The organism is Pseudomonas sp. 1121_17, from assembly GCF_052850745.1.
The window spans coordinates 84073-98621 of the sequence record NZ_VXCX01000009.1 but is presented as its reverse complement, the minus strand read 5'-3'; the positions used below and the strand labels follow the sequence as shown (position 1 = coordinate 98621).

The window sequence follows — 14549 nt, the reverse complement described above, 5'->3', positions numbered from 1 at the left end:
CCCGATTCGCCTCGCCCTCTACTGATTGGAGCCTTATGCCACGCTGCTTTTGGTGTACCGACGATCCGTTGTACCAGGCCTACCACGACCAGGAGTGGGGAACGCCGCAGCGCGATCCGGCGTTGCTGTTCGAGATGCTTTTGCTCGAAGGGTTCCAGGCCGGGCTGTCCTGGATCACCGTATTGCGCAAGCGCGAGCGCTATCGCCAGGTCATGTATGACTTTGACCCGGTGCAGCTGGCGCAGATGAGCGATGAGCGCATCGAGGAATTGATGCTCGATGCCGGGATCATCCGCAACCGCCTCAAACTCAACGCGGCGCGGCGTAATGCCAAGGCCTGGCTGGCTGTGGATAACCCGGCCGAGTGGCTCTGGTCGTTTGTCGATGGCACGCCGAAGATCAACCACTTCACCGACCGTAGCGAGATGCCGGCAGTCACCGACGAGGCCAAGGCGATGAGCAAGGCGTTGCAGAAAACCGGCTTCACGTTTGTTGGGCCGACTATCTGCTATGCGTTCATGCAGGCCACCGGGATGGTCATGGACCACACCACCGACTGCGATCGCTACGCCGCCTTGGCGCGCTGAGCGGGTACAATGAGCGCTTGCTGAAATAAGGAATTCGCCTGTGGAAAAGTTCAAGGGCGCCCTGATGGTCGGGGTGCTGCGCCTGTTTGCCAAGCTGCCCTGGAGCGCGGTGCAACGGGTTGGCGCCGGCATTGGCTGGCTGATGTGGAAGATACCCAACGGTTCGCGCAACGTGGTGCGGATCAACCTGGCCAAGTGTTTTCCGGAGATGGACCCGGCCGAGCGCGAGCAGTTGGTCGGCCGCGCCCTGCGCGATATCGGCAAGTCGTTTGTCGAGAGCGCCTGCGCCTGGATCTGGCCGCCACAGCGTTCGCTGGACCTCGTCCACGAAGTGCAGGGCCTGGAAGTGCTGGAGGCCGCGCTGGCCTCAGGCAAGGGCGTAGTCGGCATTACCAGCCATCTGGGCAACTGGGAAGTGCTCAACCACTTCTACTGCAGCCAGTGCAAACCGATCATTTTCTACCGCCCGCCCAAGCTCAAGGCCGTCGATGACCTGCTTCGCGAGCAGCGCGTGCAGATGGGCAACCGCGTGGCGCCGTCGACCAAGGAAGGCATCCTCAGCGTGATCAAGGAAGTGCGCCGTGGTGGCCAGGTGGGGATTCCGGCTGACCCGGAGCCGGCCGAGTCGGCTGGGGTATTTGTACCGTTCCTCGGCACCCAGGCGCTGACCAGCAAATTTGTGCCGAACATGCTGGCTGGCGGCAAGGCGGTCGGGGTGTTCCTGCATGCGCTGCGGCTGCCGGATGGTTCTGGGTTCAGGGTAATTCTCGAGGCGGCGCCCGAGGAGATGTACAGCACCGATGTGACGGTGTCGGCGGCGGCCATGAGCAAGGTGGTCGAGCGTTATGTGCGCCAGTATCCGAGCCAGTACATGTGGAGCATGAAGCGCTTCAAGAAGCGTCCGGCTGGCGAACAGCGCTGGTATTGAGGTCTTTGGTGCTGCTGCGCAGCCCTTCGCGGGCAAGCCCGCTCCCACAGGTTACGGCGGCGCTGCAAATCCTGTGGGAGCGGGCTTGCCCGCGAAGGGCCGCAAAGCGACCCCAGCAATCTCAGATTTTATTCAACTTCTTCAAAAAAACCGCCATCTCTTTCTCGGCCTGTTTGTCGCCATGCGCCCGCGCCGCTTCAGTCCCCTGCTCCCACGCCTGCCGCGCCGCGGCCAGATCACCGCTCAGTTGATAAGCCTTGCCCAACAGCTTCCACGCCGCCGAATACTTCGGGTCCTGCTCAACGCAGCGGGCCAGATGCACCGCCGCCTCGGCGCCGTTGCCCTCATCCAGCCAGGCCTTGCCCAGGCCAAAGCGCAACAGTGAGTTATCCACACCCTTGTCGAGCATCTTCTGCAGCGATTCGCGCATTGCCGTGCCTCCTTAGAAAAAGCTCAAGCCCACGTGGAACAGCTTCTCGACGTCGCGGATATGCTTTTTATCCACAACGAACAGAATCACGTGGTCGCCGGTTTCCAGCACCGTGTTGTCGTGGGCGATCAGCACCTGCTCGGCACGAATGATCGCGCCAATGGTGGTGCCCGGTGGCAGGTCGATGTCGGCGATGGCCTTGCCAATCACCTTGCTCGACTTGGCGTCACCATGCGCCACCGCCTCGATCGCCTCGGCCGCACCGCGGCGCAGCGAGTGCACGCTGACGATATCGCCGCGGCGCACGTGGGCAAGCAAGGTGCCGATAGTCGCCAACTGCGGGCTGATGGCGATGTCGATATCGCCGCCCTGCACCAGGTCGACATAGGCCGGGTTGTTGATGATGGTCATCACCTTGCGCGCACCTAGGCGCTTGGCCAGCAGCGACGACATGATGTTGGCCTCGTCGTCGTTGGTCAGGGCCAGGAAGATATCGGCGTCGGCGATGTTCTCTTCCAGCATCAGGTCCTTGTCCGAGGCGCTGCCCTGCAACACCACGGTGCTTTCCAGGGTGTCGGACAGGTAACGGCAACGGGCCGCGTTCATCTCGATGATCTTTACCTGGTAGCGGCTCTCGATCGCTTCAGCCAGGCGCTCGCCGATCTGCCCGCCCCCGGCGATGACCACACGCTTGTTGGTCTCATCGATGCGGCGCAACTCGCCCATGACCGCGCGGATGTCCTTCTTCGCGGCGATGAAAAACACCTCGTCATCGGCTTCAATGACGGTATCGCCCTGCGGCTTGATCGGCCGGTCTCGACGGAAGATGGCCGCCACGCGGGTGTCGACATTGGGCATGTGCGCGCGGATCTGGCGCAATTGCTGGCCCACCAGCGGGCCGCCGTAGTACGCCTTGACCGCCACCAACTGGGCTTTGCCGTCAGCGAAGTCGATCACCTGCAGTGCGCCGGGGTGCTCGATCAGGCGCTTGATGTAGTTGGTCACCACCTGTTCGGGACTGATCAGCACGTCGACCGGGATATGGTCGTTGTGGAACATTTCTTCCCGAGTCAGGTACGCCGATTCGCGCACCCGAGCGATCTTGGTCGGGGTGTGGAACAGCGAGTAGGCGACCTGGCAGGCGACCATGTTGGTCTCGTCGCTGTTGGTCACCGCCACCAGCATATCTGCGTCGTCGGCGCCCGCCTGGCGCAGCACCGTCGGCAGCGAGCCACGGCCCTGCACGGTGCGGATATCGAGGCGATCGCCAAGGTCGCGCAAGCGGTCGCCATCGGTGTCGACCACGGTGATGTCATTGGCTTCGCTGGCCAGGTGTTCTGCCAGCGTGCCGCCTACCTGCCCTGCGCCAAGGATGATGATCTTCATCCACTACTCCTAACCTGGTGTTTTATCCGCGCGAGGCGGCAATCTTGATCAGCTTGGCATAGTAGAAGCCGTCGTGGCCGCCTTCCTGAGCCAGCAACTGGCGCCCGTGCGGCTGGCGCAGGCCGGCCTCGGTGGCCAGGTCCAGTTCACGGGCGCCTGGCGTGCGGGCCAGAAACGCCTCGATCACTTCAGTGTTTTCGGTCGGCAGGCTCGAGCAGGTGGCGTACAGCAGCATGCCGCCGACTTCCAGGGTGGGCCACAGCGCATCGAGCAACTCGCCCTGCAACGTCGCCAGGGCCGGGATGTCATCAGCCTGACGGGTCAACTTGATGTCCGGATGTCGACGGATCACTCCAGTCGCCGAGCACGGTGCATCGAGCAGAATGCGCTGGAAGGTCTTGCCGTCCCACCAGTTGGCGGTGTCGCGGGCATCGCAGGCGATCAGCTTGGCGTCCAGTTGCAGGCGCGCCAAGTTCTCGCGCACGCGGACCAGGCGCTTGGCTTCCAGGTCGATCGCCACCACTTCGGCCAGGCCCTGCTCGGCTTCGAGCAGGTGGCAGGTCTTGCCGCCCGGTGCGCAGCAGGCATCCAGCACGCGTTGGCCGGGGGCCAGTTCGAGCAGGTCGGCGGCCAGTTGCGCCGCTTCGTCCTGCACGCTGATCCAGCCTTCGGTAAAGCCTGGCAGGCCACGCACGTCGCAGGCGGCCGCGAGCACGATGCCGTCGCGGCTGTACTGGCAAGCAGCGGCAGCGATACCGGCTTCGCCAAGCAAGGCCAGGTAGGCGTCGCGGCTGTGATGGCGGCGGTTGACCCGCAGGATCATCGGCGGATGCGCATTGTTGGCGGCGCAGATGGCTTCCCACTGCTCCGGCCAGAACGCCTTGAGCGACTTCTGCAGCCAGCGCGGGTGGGCGGTACGCACCACCGGATCGCGCTCCATGCTGGCGAGCAGTTCTTCGCCCTCGCGCTGGGCGCGGCGCAGCACGGCATTGAGCAGGGCCTTGGCCCACGGCTTTTTAAGCTTGTCGGCACAGCCCACGGTTTCGCCGATGGCGGCATGCGCCGGGATCCGCGTGTAGAACAGCTGATACAGGCCCACCAGTAGTAGCGCCTGCACATCACTGTCGGCCGCCTTGAACGGCTTTTGCAGCAACTGTGCGGCCAGCAGTTCCAGGCGTGGCTGCCAGCGGGCGGTGCCGAAGGCGAGGTCCTGAGTCAGGCCACGGTCGCGCTCCTCGACCTTGTCCAGTTGCGTTGGCAACGAACTGTTCAGCGAAGCCTTGCCGCTGAGTACAGCAGCGAGGGCACGGGCAGCAGCCAGACGTGGGTTCATTGGCCAAGCACCTTGCCGTCAGCGAACTTCTCGCGGCGGCTGTTGAACAGGTCGCTGAAGTTCAGCGCCTTGCCGCCTGGCAGTTGCAGGCGAGTCAGGCTCAGTGCCTGCTCACCGCAGGCGACGACCAGGCCGTCCTTGCTGGCGCTGAGGATCTGGCCGGGTGCGCCGCTGCCTGTGGACAACTTCGCTTCGAGGACCTTCACGCTTTCGCCATCGAGGCTGGTGTGGCACACCGGCCATGGGTTGAAGGCGCGTACCAGGCGCTCCAGCTCAACTGCCGGGCGGCTCCAGTCGATGCGCGCTTCTTCTTTGTTCAGCTTATGTGCATAAGTGGCCAGGGCGTCATCCTGCACTTCACCCTGCAAGGTGCCAGCGGCCAGCCCGGCAATCGCCTCGAGCACGGCAGGCGGGCCCATTTCGGCAAGGCGGTCATGCAGGCTGCCGCCGGTGTCGCTGGCACTGATTGGAGTAGTGACCTTGAGCAGCATCGGCCCGGTGTCCAGGCCCGCTTCCATGCGCATCACGGTGACGCCGCTCTCGGCATCGCCGGCTTCGACGGCGCGCTGGATCGGCGCCGCACCGCGCCAGCGTGGCAGCAGCGAGGCATGGCTGTTGATGCAGCCCAGGCGCGGGATATCCAGCACCGCCTGCGGCAGGATCAAACCGTAGGCAACCACCACCAGCAGGTCCGGCGCCAGCGCGGCCAGTTCGGCCTGGGCCTCGGCATTGCGCAGGGTCGGCGGTTGCAGCACAGGGATGTCATGGGCCACGGCCAACTGCTTGACCGGGCTCGGCATGAGCTTTTGCCCACGGCCGGCCGGGCGGTCGGGCTGGGTGTACACCGCAACCACCTGGTAAGGGCTGTCGAGCAGGGCTTTGAGGTGTTCGGCGGCAAACTCAGGGGTGCCCGCGAAGACGATGCGCATGGAGTTCTCGCTTGAAATAGAAAAAGGCTTGCCGGAGCAAGCCTTCTGCAAGGTGGGGGATCAGGCGTTCTGGCGGTGCTGCTTTTCCAGCTTCTTCTTGATCCGGTCACGTTTGAGCTGCGAAAGGTAGTCGACAAACAGCTTGCCGTTGAGGTGGTCCAGCTCGTGCTGCACGCACACCGCGAGCAGGCCCTCGGCCTCCATCTCGTACGGCTTGCCATCGCGATCCTGGGCTTTGACCCGGATGCGCAGAGGGCGATCGACGTTTTCGTAGAAGCCCGGCACCGACAGGCAGCCTTCCTGGTATTGGCCCATGTCGTCGGTCAGCTCTTCGAGCTCGGGGTTGATGAACACCCGTGGCTCGCTGCGATCTTCGCTCAGGTCCATCACTACCAGGCGCAGATGGACGTTGACCTGCGTCGCGGCCAGGCCGATGCCAGGCGCTTCGTACATGGTTTCAAACATGTCGTCGATCAGCTGGCGCAAGGCGTCGTCAAACACCGTCACCGGTTTGGCAATGGTACGCAGGCGCGGGTCCGGGAATTCGAGAATGTTCAAAATGGCCATAGGGGTCAGGCAGTCACTGTGCGGTCGGTTGAAAACTGAACACACATAATAAAGGCAAACGCGCGATTCAGCACGTAGCAAAGGTCAGCTAGGGTTTCAGAACGGCGCTTATAGCCGAATCTGCTGACAGGTTATAAAACTCTTATCAACACAGTTATCCACAGGTTGTGCCATCTGCATGACCCTTTGTCGATCAAGGATGATCAGCCATGCCCGTTCCCCTTTCGTCTGACTGTCCACCTGCTGAATTAGAGGCGCGGCTGCGCCTGCATCGCTTGCCTGACGTCGGTATGCGGCGTTTTCTGACACTGATTGAGGCGTTTGGCAGCGCCTCCTCGGCGCTCAGTGCACCGGCAACTGCCTGGCGCACGCTGGGGCTGACTGCCGCGGCCTGCGAGGCTCGGCGCAGCCCACAAGTGCGCGATGGTGCCAGCGCTGCAATGGCCTGGCTAGAGCGTCCGGGCCAGCATTTGCTGATGTGGGACCAGCCTGGCTATCCCTCGCTGCTAGGTGAAATCGACGATGCCCCGCCGCTGCTGTTTGTGGCCGGCAACGTTGAAATACTCGAGCGCCCGCAGCTGGCAGTCGTCGGCAGCAGGCGCGCTTCGCCGCCGGCGCTGGACAATGCCGCAGCTTTTTCGCGCTGCCTCGCCCGCGCCGGTTTTACCATCACCAGTGGCCTGGCGCTGGGCGTAGACGGCGCCGCTCATCGGGCTGCGCTGGACGCTCACGGCAGTACAATTGGGGTGCTTGGCACGGGTCTTGAAAAACTTTATCCACAGCGCCATAAAGCCCTCGCGCAGGAGATGATCGAGCGTGGTAGCGCGGTGGTTTCAGAGTTCCCGCTGGACGCCGGACCACTGCCTGGCAACTTCCCCCGTCGCAACCGGATCATCAGTGGTTTGTCGCTCGGTGTGCTGGTGGTCGAGGCCGGTACCGCCAGCGGCTCGCTGATCAGCGCACGCCTGGCGGCGGAGCAAGGCCGCGAGGTGTATGCCATCCCAGGCTCGATCCATCACCCCGGCGCCAAGGGCTGCCACCAGTTGATTCGTGATGGCGCGCTGCTGGTGGAAAGCGTCGAGCAGATCCTCGGCAGCCTGCGCGGTTGGCAAAACCTGCCGCCGGTGGCTGTGGATAAACCCGCTCATCCCCTGCTTGCCTTGCTCCATGCTGCCCCGCAAACCAGCGAAGGCCTGGCCCGCAGCAGCGGGCAGGCGCTGGCGCAGGTGCTCGCCAGCCTGACCGAGCTGGAGCTGGAAGGCCGCGTCAGCAATCAAGCTGGGCGTTGGTTTGCGCGGTCTGGCTGAGTAAACTGCAGGTCAGCGTAATTCGGAGAATCAACAATGGTGAGCAGTTGGCGTGTGCAGCAGGCCGCACGGGAAATTCGCGCGGGCGCGGTGATTGCCTATCCGACCGAAGCCGTCTGGGGCCTGGGTTGCGACCCATGGAACGAAGACGCGGTGTATCGCCTGCTTGCGCTCAAGTCGCGGCCTGTGGATAAAGGCCTGATTCTGGTGGCAGACAGCATCGAGCAGTTCGACTTCCTGTTCGAAGACTTCCCCGAAGACTGGATCAAGCGTATGGCCGACACCTGGCCTGGCCCCAATACCTGGCTGGTACCGCATCAGGGCATGTTGCCGGAGTGGGTCACCGGCCAGCACGACACCGTCGCCCTGCGCGTCAGCGATCATCCACAGGTACGCGAACTGTGCGCGCTGGTTGGGCCGCTGATTTCCACCTCGGCCAACCCCGGTGGACGGCCTGCAGCGAAGAGCCGCTTGCGGGTGGAGCAGTATTTCCGCGGGGATCTGGATCTGGTGTTGGGTGGCTTGTTGGGTGGGCGGAAGAATCCGAGTGTGATTCGGGATTTGGCTACTGGCGAGGTGTTGCGGGCGGGGTGATTCAGGGCTGCGAATCCGCTTGTTTTTCGCGGTTTTTTTTGCACATTTGCAGGATCCTGCAAACCCCTGTGAATTTATCTCGGAATTGCGTCTGGTTTGAGTCTGTCGGGGCTGCGCAGCGCCCCCAGCATTTCTGGCTGGTACCGAAGTGGTAAGTGCGCAGACTGTTGCCCAGCATTAACCGGTAATGTGCAGGATATTTCTGATTTTTACCAAAAGGCTGTGCGGATCGCATTCAGCGAAATATCCTACGCACGCTGTCGGACGTCATCACCTTCTCAGCTGGAACTCACGCCCTTAGGCTTCATACCGTCACCGAATACCTCGGTGATGGGGTGTGGTAACCCCGCTGGGTCAGATACTTGGTCGTCATATGGCGGCTGTGCACGGGAGGCTTTCGAGCCTGCCGGGTCGGTATCTCCCTGGTTTACCACCCCGTGTGCAGCTGCCACCCTTCGTGTGGTAACGAGCGGTGTGTCAGCGAGATGGTCGAGATCCGTATGACTAAGAAAATCGTCCCAGATCCACCCTTACCCTCCACCACCGCCCACCCCTTCGGCCGCTGCGAAGCCGCCCATTCTCCGCTTTTCTCAGTAAACCCAAACATCCCCATTGAAGACGCTCTGGTCCACGTAGCGCTGCACCTGCGCTGTGCCTACGAAACCGGCATGCAGGCCATGGAACACATGCGCGAAGAAGGCCGTGGCCTGTACTGGGCCAACCTGCACGCAGTGGAAGCGGCTGAGGGTGTGGTCGAGTCGCTGCTCGACAACTTCGAGGCAGGCACGCTGGAGAAGCGTATGTCTCTCATCTGACAGCCGCTGTGTTGAATATTGGGGCCGTTAGCCGGCCCCAATCACTCACGGCAGCAGTACGGTCGAACCAACGGTGCGTCGCGCCGACAGCTCGCTCTGCGCCTTGGCCGCTTCGCTGAGCGGGTAGCGTTGCTGGATATCCACCGTCAGTTGGCCGCTGGCGATCATGGCGAACAGGTCATCGGCCATGGCCTGGGTGTTTTCGGCATTGTTGGCGTAAGTGGCCAAGGTCGGTCGGGTCACGTACAGCGAACCCTTCTGCGCCAGAATGCCCAGATTGACGCCACTGACCGCGCCAGAGGCGTTGCCGAAGCTGACCATCAACCCACGCGGTCGCAGGCAGTCCAGCGAGGTCAGCCAGGTATCGGCACCAACACCGTCGTACACCACCGCAACTTTTTTGCCGTCAGTCAGCTCAAGCACGCGCTTGGCGACGTCTTCGTGGCTGTAGTCGATGGTCGCCCAAGCACCGAGTGCCTTGGCCCGCTCGGCTTTTTCCGCCGAGCTGACTGTGCCGATCAGCTTGGCGCCCAGCGCTTTGGCCCACTGGCACGCCAGCGAGCCAACCCCACCAGCTGCGGCGTGGAACAGGATCACTTCGCCCGGCTGCACGGCGTAGGTCTGTTTGAGCAGGTACTGCACGGTCAGGCCTTTGAGCATCACCGCAGCTGCCTGCTCGAAGCTGATGCTGTCGGGCAGTTTGACCAGGTTGGCTTCGGGCAGCGTGTGCACTTGGCTGTAGGCGCCCAGCGGGCCACCGACGTAAGCGACGCGGTCGCCGACCTTGAGCCGGGTGACACCTTCGCCAACCGCATCGACGATGCCGGCACCTTCGGTGCCCAGGCCCGAGGGCAGCGCTGGCGGTGGGTACAGGCCGCTGCGGAAATACGTGTCGATGAAGTTCAGGCCGATCGCCTGGTTGCGCACACGAACCTGCTGCGGGCCGGGTGGGGCCGGGTCGAACTCGACCAGTTGCAGTACTTCGGGGCCGCCATGCTGGCTGAACTGGATACGCTGGGCCATCTCGCACTCCTGTTGTCGGATTGGATGCAGGCCTTCTATCGGACGCCTTTGCTTGACTGCCGTCAACTGCGACGCGCCGGTTGCCGGTGGTATGCTACGCGGCGAATTCTTCCCTGCTCCTCCCAGGTGACCCCGATGACCAGCCGCACCGAGGCCGTGAAGGCCTATCTGCTCGACCTGCAAGACCGCATCTGCTCTGCCCTCGAACGCGAAGACGGCGGCGCCCGCTTCGTCGAGGACGCGTGGGTGCGCGAAGCCGGTGGTGGCGGGCGCACGCGGGTGATCGGGGATGGCGCGCTGATTGAAAAAGGTGGGGTCAACTTCTCCCACGTGTTCGGCAGCGGCCTGCCGCCGTCGGCCAGTGCACATCGGCCAGAGCTGGCCGGGCGCGGCTTCGAGGCGCTGGGGGTGTCGTTGGTGATCCACCCGCACAACCCGCATGTGCCGACTTCGCACGCCAATGTGCGGTTTTTCATCGCCGAAAAAGAAGGCGAAGAGGCAGTCTGGTGGTTTGGCGGCGGCTTTGACCTCACCCCCTACTACGGCAACGAGGAAGACTGCGTGCACTGGCACCGCGTCGCCGAGCAGGCCTGCGCACCGTTCGGCGCCGACGTCTACCCGCGTTACAAAGCCTGGTGCGACCGCTACTTCCACCTCAAGCACCGCGGCGAGCCGCGTGGCATTGGTGGGCTGTTCTTCGATGACCTCAACGAGTGGGACTTCGACACCTGCTTCGCCTTCATTCGGGCGATCGGCGATGCCTATATCGACGCCTACCTGCCGATCGTGCAGCGGCGCAAGGCCACGCCTTATACCGCTGAGCAGCGCGAATTCCAGGAGTACCGCCGTGGGCGCTATGTCGAGTTCAACCTGGTGTACGACCGTGGCACCTTGTTCGGTCTGCAATCGGGCGGGCGTACCGAGTCGATCCTGATGTCGCTGCCGCCGCAAGTGCGCTGGGGCTATGACTGGAAGCCGGCGCCAGGCAGCGAAGAAGCGCGCCTGACCGACTACTACCTGCAAGACCGCGACTGGCTTGGCCAGTAAGCCCTGTGGATAACCGAGGAAGCGCCATGGACCAGTACGTCGTTTTCGGCAACCCGATCGGCCACAGCAAGTCGCCGCTGATCCACCGCCTGTTTGCCGATCAGACCGGCCAGCCCATTGAATACAACACACTGCTGGCGCCGCTGGACGAGTTCAGCGACTGCGCTCGCGGCTTCTTCAAGCAAGGCCAGGGTGCCAACGTCACCGTGCCGTTCAAGGAAGAAGCCTACCGCCTGTGCGACAGCCTCACCGAGCGTGCCCAGCGCGCCGGCGCGGTCAACACCCTGACCAAGCTGGCCGACGGCAGCCTGCAAGGTGACAACACCGACGGCGCCGGTCTGGTGCGCGACCTCACGCAAAACGCCGGGGTCGAGCTCAAGGGCAAGCGCATCCTCATCCTTGGTGCGGGCGGCGCAGTGCGCGGTGTACTCGAGCCGATTCTGGCGCATAACCCGCAGGCGCTGGTGATCGCTAACCGGACAGAAGAAAAGGCCGAGCAGCTGGCGCATGAGTTCGATGCGCTGGGGCCGGTGGTGGCCAGTGGTTTTGCCTGGCTCAGCGAGCCGGTTGACGTGATCATCAACGCCACCTCGGCCAGCCTTGCCGGGCAGATGCCGCCGATTGCCGACAGCCTGGTCGAAGCTGGTCGCACCGTGTGCTACGACATGATGTACGCCAAGGTGCCGACCCCGTTTTGCCAGTGGGCGACTCGCTTGCAGGCAGCCAAGGTACTCGATGGCCTGGGCATGCTCGCCGAGCAGGCGGCCGAGGCGTTCTTCATCTGGCGCGGGGTCCGCCCGGACACCGCGCCAGTGCTGGATGAGCTGCGTCGCCAGTTGGCGCGGGGCTGAGGATCGGGCAGGGTCTCAAAATTGAGTGGGGTTTGAGAGCCTTGGGGCTGCTTTGCAGCCCTTTCGAGACACAAGGCCGCTCCTACGCCGACCGCGCATATCTGAATTGCGCGGTCGGCGTAGGAGCGGCCTTGTGTCGCGAAAGGGGCGCAAAGCGCCCCCAGCATTCTGAAAGGGCTACTCAGTTCTCAAAGCGTATCGGGCACGCCTGCGCCCCTTCAAGCTTCTGCAGCTCTTCGACCACCTGCGGCCTGGCCCTTTGCAGCGTCAGGCTACCGCCATTACGCATCAGCCTCCGCGCTTCACGGTGGAGCATGTCAACGCCCGAATAGTCGATAAAGTTGACCTGCCGCGCATCGATCAGTACATGCGGCCCTTGGCAGCGTTGCAGGCGCACTTGCAGGTAGTGCGCTGCGCCAAAGAAGATCGACCCCCCCACCCGCAGTACATCCGTCTCGCCTTCGCGGCTTTGCAGCACGCGGGGCTGTGAGGTGCGCTTGAGGTAGAAGAACAGCGAGGCCAGTACGCCGGCATAGATCGCGGTCTGCAGCTCCAGCAGCAGCGTTGCCATAGCGGTCAGGGCCATCACCAGAAACTCAGCGCGGCTGACCCGAAACAGCGCGCGGATGCCGCGTACATCGATCAAACCCCAGCAGATCAGCAAAATGCTGCCGGCCATGGCCGGGATCGGCAGATGCGCAATCAGGCCGGCGCCGGTCACTGCGAACAGCGCCACCCACAATGCGGAAAACACCCCGGCCAACGGCGAACGTGCGCCCGCATCGTAGCTCAAGCCCGAGCGGGTGAATGAGCCGGACGAGAGGTAACCGGAGAATACGCTGCCGACCATGTTCGACAGGCCTTGGGCGCGGATTTCCTGATTGGCATCGATCATTTGCTCGGAGCGCGACGCCAGCGAGCGGGCAATCGACAGGCTGGTGACCAAGCCGAGCATGCCCACCGCCACGGCGCTTGGCAGCAAGCGCAGGATCAGTTCGAAATCCAGCAATGGCAACGGGCTCAAGGGTGGCAGCTGGCCGCTGAACGCCGGCACCCGCGCCACCTGGCCAAACCATTGCGGCAGCAACCAGGCGACCAGGCTGACCAGCAGCAGACTTATCAACAGGCTCGGCCAGCGCGGCCGCCAAAGCTTCAGCAGCAGGCCAAGCAGCAACGTCGCCAAGCCCAGCGTCAGCGCTGGCAGGTCGATTTCGCCAGCGTGACTGAGCAGATCCTGCAGGGTTTTCAGCGCGGTGGCCTGGCTCGCCAGTTCGATGCCGAGCAGGTTTGGCAGTTGCCCCAAGGCAATGACCACAGCCGCACCAAGGGTGAAGCCGAGCACCACCGAGTGCGAGACAAAATTCACCAGTGCGCCAAAGCGCACCAGTCCGAGCACCAGTTGGAAGGCGCCGGCTAGAAACGTCAGCAGCAGGATCAGGCTGATGTAGTCGCTGCTGCCACTGACGGCCAGCGGGCTGACACTGGCATACAGCACGATCGAGATGGCCGCGGTCGGGCCGCAGATCAGGTGCCCCGAAGATCCCCACAGGCAGGCGATGATCACCGGCACGATGGCCGCGTACAGGCCGTACTCGGCCGGCAGGCCAGCGATCAGCGCGTAGGCGATGGATTGTGGCAGGGCAAGGATTGCGCCGCTCAGGCCGACCAGCAGGTCCTGGCGCACGCTGCGCGGCGTTTGCCGCGGCAGCCACGTGAGGAATGGCAGCAGATGACTGAGGCGATGCATGAGTTATCCACAATCCTTAAGGTTACGCCGAGAGCGACCCTAGCACCTGACCCCAGTTCTGCGGGGCTGTTCGCAAGGTCAGAGCTTGGCTTTGACTGCCTCCAGCCCATTGTTATCGGCTTTGGTGGTCACGCCGAGCAACCATTCGTCCAGCGATTCGGGGTGCGCTTTCACCCATGCCTTGGCCGCTTCATCGAAGCTGATCTTCTTATCCACAACCTGGGCCATGATGCTGTTTTCCATGTCCAGTGTGAACTTGAGATTCCCCAGCAGCTTCGCCGCATTCGGGCACGCTTGTGTATAACCCTTGCGGGTCAGCGTGTATACCTCGCCTTTGCTGCCGAACCACTTCTCGCCGCCGGTCAGGTAATGCATCTTCAGCTTCACGTTCATCGGATGCGGGGTCCAGCCAAGGAAGGTGATGAACTGCTGTTTCTTGATCGCCCGATCGACCTGGGCCAGCATCGCCTGCTCGCTGGATTCCACCAGCTTCCACTGGCCAAGGTTGAATTCATTGTTGTCGATGATTTCTTTCAACGAGAGGTTGGCCGGGGCTCCGGAGCCGATACCGTAGAGCTTGTGGTCGAACTGATCGGCGTGTTTCTGCAGGTCAGCGAAGCTCTTGACCCCGGCGTTCCATACGTAGTCGGGCACCGCCAGGGTGAACTCGGTTCCTTCCAGGTTGCGTGACAGCTGCTGTACTTCACCGTTGGCGATGAACTTGTCGTGAAAGCTCTGGTGCGCCGGCATCCAGTTGCCAAGAAAGGCATCGACCCTCCCATCCTTGAGGCCGCCGTAGATGATCGGCACGGCCAGACTGTCTATTTTGACCTGGTAGCCCAGGCTTTCCAGCAGCAGCCGGGCGACAGCGTTGGTCGAGGCAATATCACTCCAGCCAGGGTCGGCTAATTTTACGGTGCTGCATTGCGCGTCGCTGTCGGCTGCGTTCGCCGTAGCGATGCCCAGAGCCAAAGCAAGTACGGCGGTGGAGAACGTGTGCATGGC

General features: G+C 63.1%; 15 protein-coding genes. 7 read left to right on the top strand and 8 right to left on the bottom strand.

Annotated elements, in window-relative coordinates; all coding sequences use genetic code 11:
- The first annotated feature begins 35 nt into the window (after positions 1-35).
- Positions 36-587: a DNA-3-methyladenine glycosylase I gene (locus FW789_RS16990; protein ID WP_446431786.1), complete on the top strand. Its 552-nt coding sequence runs from the start codon at positions 36-38 to the stop codon at positions 585-587.
- Between the two features lie 40 nt (positions 588-627).
- Positions 628-1515 (top strand): lysophospholipid acyltransferase, encoded by an 888-nt coding sequence (locus FW789_RS16985; RefSeq protein WP_207072808.1) that lies wholly within the window; start codon positions 628-630, stop codon positions 1513-1515.
- A gap of 121 nt (positions 1516-1636) precedes the next feature.
- On the opposite strand, the gene FW789_RS16980 is transcribed toward FW789_RS16985, so the two are convergent.
- From FW789_RS16980 to def, 5 genes are read right to left on the bottom strand one after another with little or no spacing between them, the layout of a single operon-like run.
- Positions 1637-1945: a tetratricopeptide repeat protein gene (locus FW789_RS16980; protein ID WP_150570277.1), complete on the bottom strand. Its 309-nt coding sequence runs from the start codon at positions 1943-1945 to the stop codon at positions 1637-1639.
- A gap of 12 nt (positions 1946-1957) precedes the next feature.
- Positions 1958-3331 carry a Trk system potassium transporter TrkA gene (gene trkA / locus FW789_RS16975; RefSeq protein WP_101322764.1) on the bottom strand — a complete coding sequence of 458 codons (1374 nt, stop codon included), beginning with the start codon at positions 3329-3331 and terminating at the stop codon, positions 1958-1960.
- A 22-nt stretch (positions 3332-3353) separates the two neighbouring features.
- Positions 3354-4664, bottom strand: coding sequence for a 16S rRNA (cytosine(967)-C(5))-methyltransferase RsmB (gene rsmB, locus FW789_RS16970; RefSeq protein ID WP_103435477.1), 1311 nt, complete (start codon positions 4662-4664; stop codon positions 3354-3356).
- Positions 4661-5593 (bottom strand): methionyl-tRNA formyltransferase, encoded by a 933-nt coding sequence (gene fmt, locus FW789_RS16965; protein ID WP_101322762.1) that lies wholly within the window; start codon positions 5591-5593, stop codon positions 4661-4663. The genes rsmB and fmt overlap by 4 nt, the downstream gene beginning before the upstream one ends.
- 60 nt (positions 5594-5653) lie before the next feature.
- Entirely contained in the window at positions 5654-6160 is a 507-nt protein-coding gene (gene def, locus FW789_RS16960; RefSeq protein ID WP_101322761.1) for a peptide deformylase, read from the bottom strand.
- A gap of 209 nt (positions 6161-6369) precedes the next feature.
- On the opposite strand from def, the gene dprA reads away from it, so the two are divergent.
- From dprA to FW789_RS16945, 3 genes are all read left to right on the top strand, one after another.
- Positions 6370-7467 carry a DNA-processing protein DprA gene (gene dprA / locus FW789_RS16955; RefSeq protein ID WP_446431785.1) on the top strand — a complete coding sequence of 366 codons (1098 nt, stop codon included), beginning with the start codon at positions 6370-6372 and terminating at the stop codon, positions 7465-7467.
- A gap of 36 nt (positions 7468-7503) precedes the next feature.
- Positions 7504-8061, top strand: coding sequence for a Sua5/YciO/YrdC/YwlC family protein (locus FW789_RS16950; RefSeq protein ID WP_207072804.1), 558 nt, complete (start codon positions 7504-7506; stop codon positions 8059-8061).
- A 500-nt stretch (positions 8062-8561) separates the two neighbouring features.
- A complete protein-coding gene (locus FW789_RS16945; protein ID WP_103438674.1) occupies positions 8562-8876 on the top strand; it encodes a DUF3077 domain-containing protein in 315 nt (104 codons plus the stop codon).
- Between the two features lie 45 nt (positions 8877-8921).
- On the opposite strand, the gene FW789_RS16940 is transcribed toward FW789_RS16945, so the two are convergent.
- The gene (locus FW789_RS16940) at positions 8922-9899 is read right to left on the bottom strand and encodes an NADPH:quinone reductase (protein WP_103435474.1); all 978 of its coding nucleotides are present in this window, start codon (positions 9897-9899) and stop codon (positions 8922-8924) included.
- A gap of 135 nt (positions 9900-10034) precedes the next feature.
- Here FW789_RS16940 and hemF point away from each other — a divergent pair, with 135 nt between their 5' ends.
- Positions 10035-10946 carry an oxygen-dependent coproporphyrinogen oxidase gene (gene hemF / locus FW789_RS16935; RefSeq protein WP_101322755.1) on the top strand — a complete coding sequence of 304 codons (912 nt, stop codon included), beginning with the start codon at positions 10035-10037 and terminating at the stop codon, positions 10944-10946.
- A gap of 26 nt (positions 10947-10972) precedes the next feature.
- Positions 10973-11797: a shikimate dehydrogenase gene (aroE, locus tag FW789_RS16930; RefSeq protein WP_103435473.1), complete on the top strand. Its 825-nt coding sequence runs from the start codon at positions 10973-10975 to the stop codon at positions 11795-11797.
- Positions 11798-11978: 181 nt separating this feature from the next.
- Here aroE and FW789_RS16925 read toward each other — a convergent pair whose 3' ends face one another.
- Both FW789_RS16925 and choX read right to left on the bottom strand, forming a co-directional pair.
- Positions 11979-13544 (bottom strand): SulP family inorganic anion transporter, encoded by a 1566-nt coding sequence (locus FW789_RS16925; protein WP_446431784.1) that lies wholly within the window; start codon positions 13542-13544, stop codon positions 11979-11981.
- Positions 13545-13622: 78 nt separating this feature from the next.
- A complete protein-coding gene (choX, locus tag FW789_RS16920; RefSeq protein WP_446431783.1) occupies positions 13623-14546 on the bottom strand; it encodes a choline ABC transporter substrate-binding protein in 924 nt (307 codons plus the stop codon).
- Positions 14547-14549: the final 3 nt, after the last annotated feature.

Coding starts and splice junctions, on each gene's coding strand:
- rsmB (WP_103435477.1), bottom strand. CDS start 4,664: ATGAACCCACGTCTGGCTGCTGCCCGTGCCCTCGCTGCTGTACTCAGC.
- FW789_RS16980 (WP_150570277.1), bottom strand. CDS start 1,945: ATGCGCGAATCGCTGCAGAAGATGCTCGACAAGGGTGTGGATAACTCA.
- FW789_RS16925 (WP_446431784.1), bottom strand. CDS start 13,544: ATGCATCGCCTCAGTCATCTGCTGCCATTCCTCACGTGGCTGCCGCGG.
- trkA (WP_101322764.1), bottom strand. CDS start 3,331: ATGAAGATCATCATCCTTGGCGCAGGGCAGGTAGGCGGCACGCTGGCA.
- FW789_RS16945 (WP_103438674.1), top strand. CDS start 8,562: ATGACTAAGAAAATCGTCCCAGATCCACCCTTACCCTCCACCACCGCC.
- dprA (WP_446431785.1), top strand. CDS start 6,370: ATGCCCGTTCCCCTTTCGTCTGACTGTCCACCTGCTGAATTAGAGGCG.
- fmt (WP_101322762.1), bottom strand. CDS start 5,593: ATGCGCATCGTCTTCGCGGGCACCCCTGAGTTTGCCGCCGAACACCTC.
- def (WP_101322761.1), bottom strand. CDS start 6,160: ATGGCCATTTTGAACATTCTCGAATTCCCGGACCCGCGCCTGCGTACC.
- FW789_RS16990 (WP_446431786.1), top strand. CDS start 36: ATGCCACGCTGCTTTTGGTGTACCGACGATCCGTTGTACCAGGCCTAC.
- choX (WP_446431783.1), bottom strand. CDS start 14,546: ATGCACACGTTCTCCACCGCCGTACTTGCTTTGGCTCTGGGCATCGCT.
- aroE (WP_103435473.1), top strand. CDS start 10,973: ATGGACCAGTACGTCGTTTTCGGCAACCCGATCGGCCACAGCAAGTCG.
- FW789_RS16940 (WP_103435474.1), bottom strand. CDS start 9,899: ATGGCCCAGCGTATCCAGTTCAGCCAGCATGGCGGCCCCGAAGTACTG.
- FW789_RS16950 (WP_207072804.1), top strand. CDS start 7,504: ATGGTGAGCAGTTGGCGTGTGCAGCAGGCCGCACGGGAAATTCGCGCG.
- hemF (WP_101322755.1), top strand. CDS start 10,035: ATGACCAGCCGCACCGAGGCCGTGAAGGCCTATCTGCTCGACCTGCAA.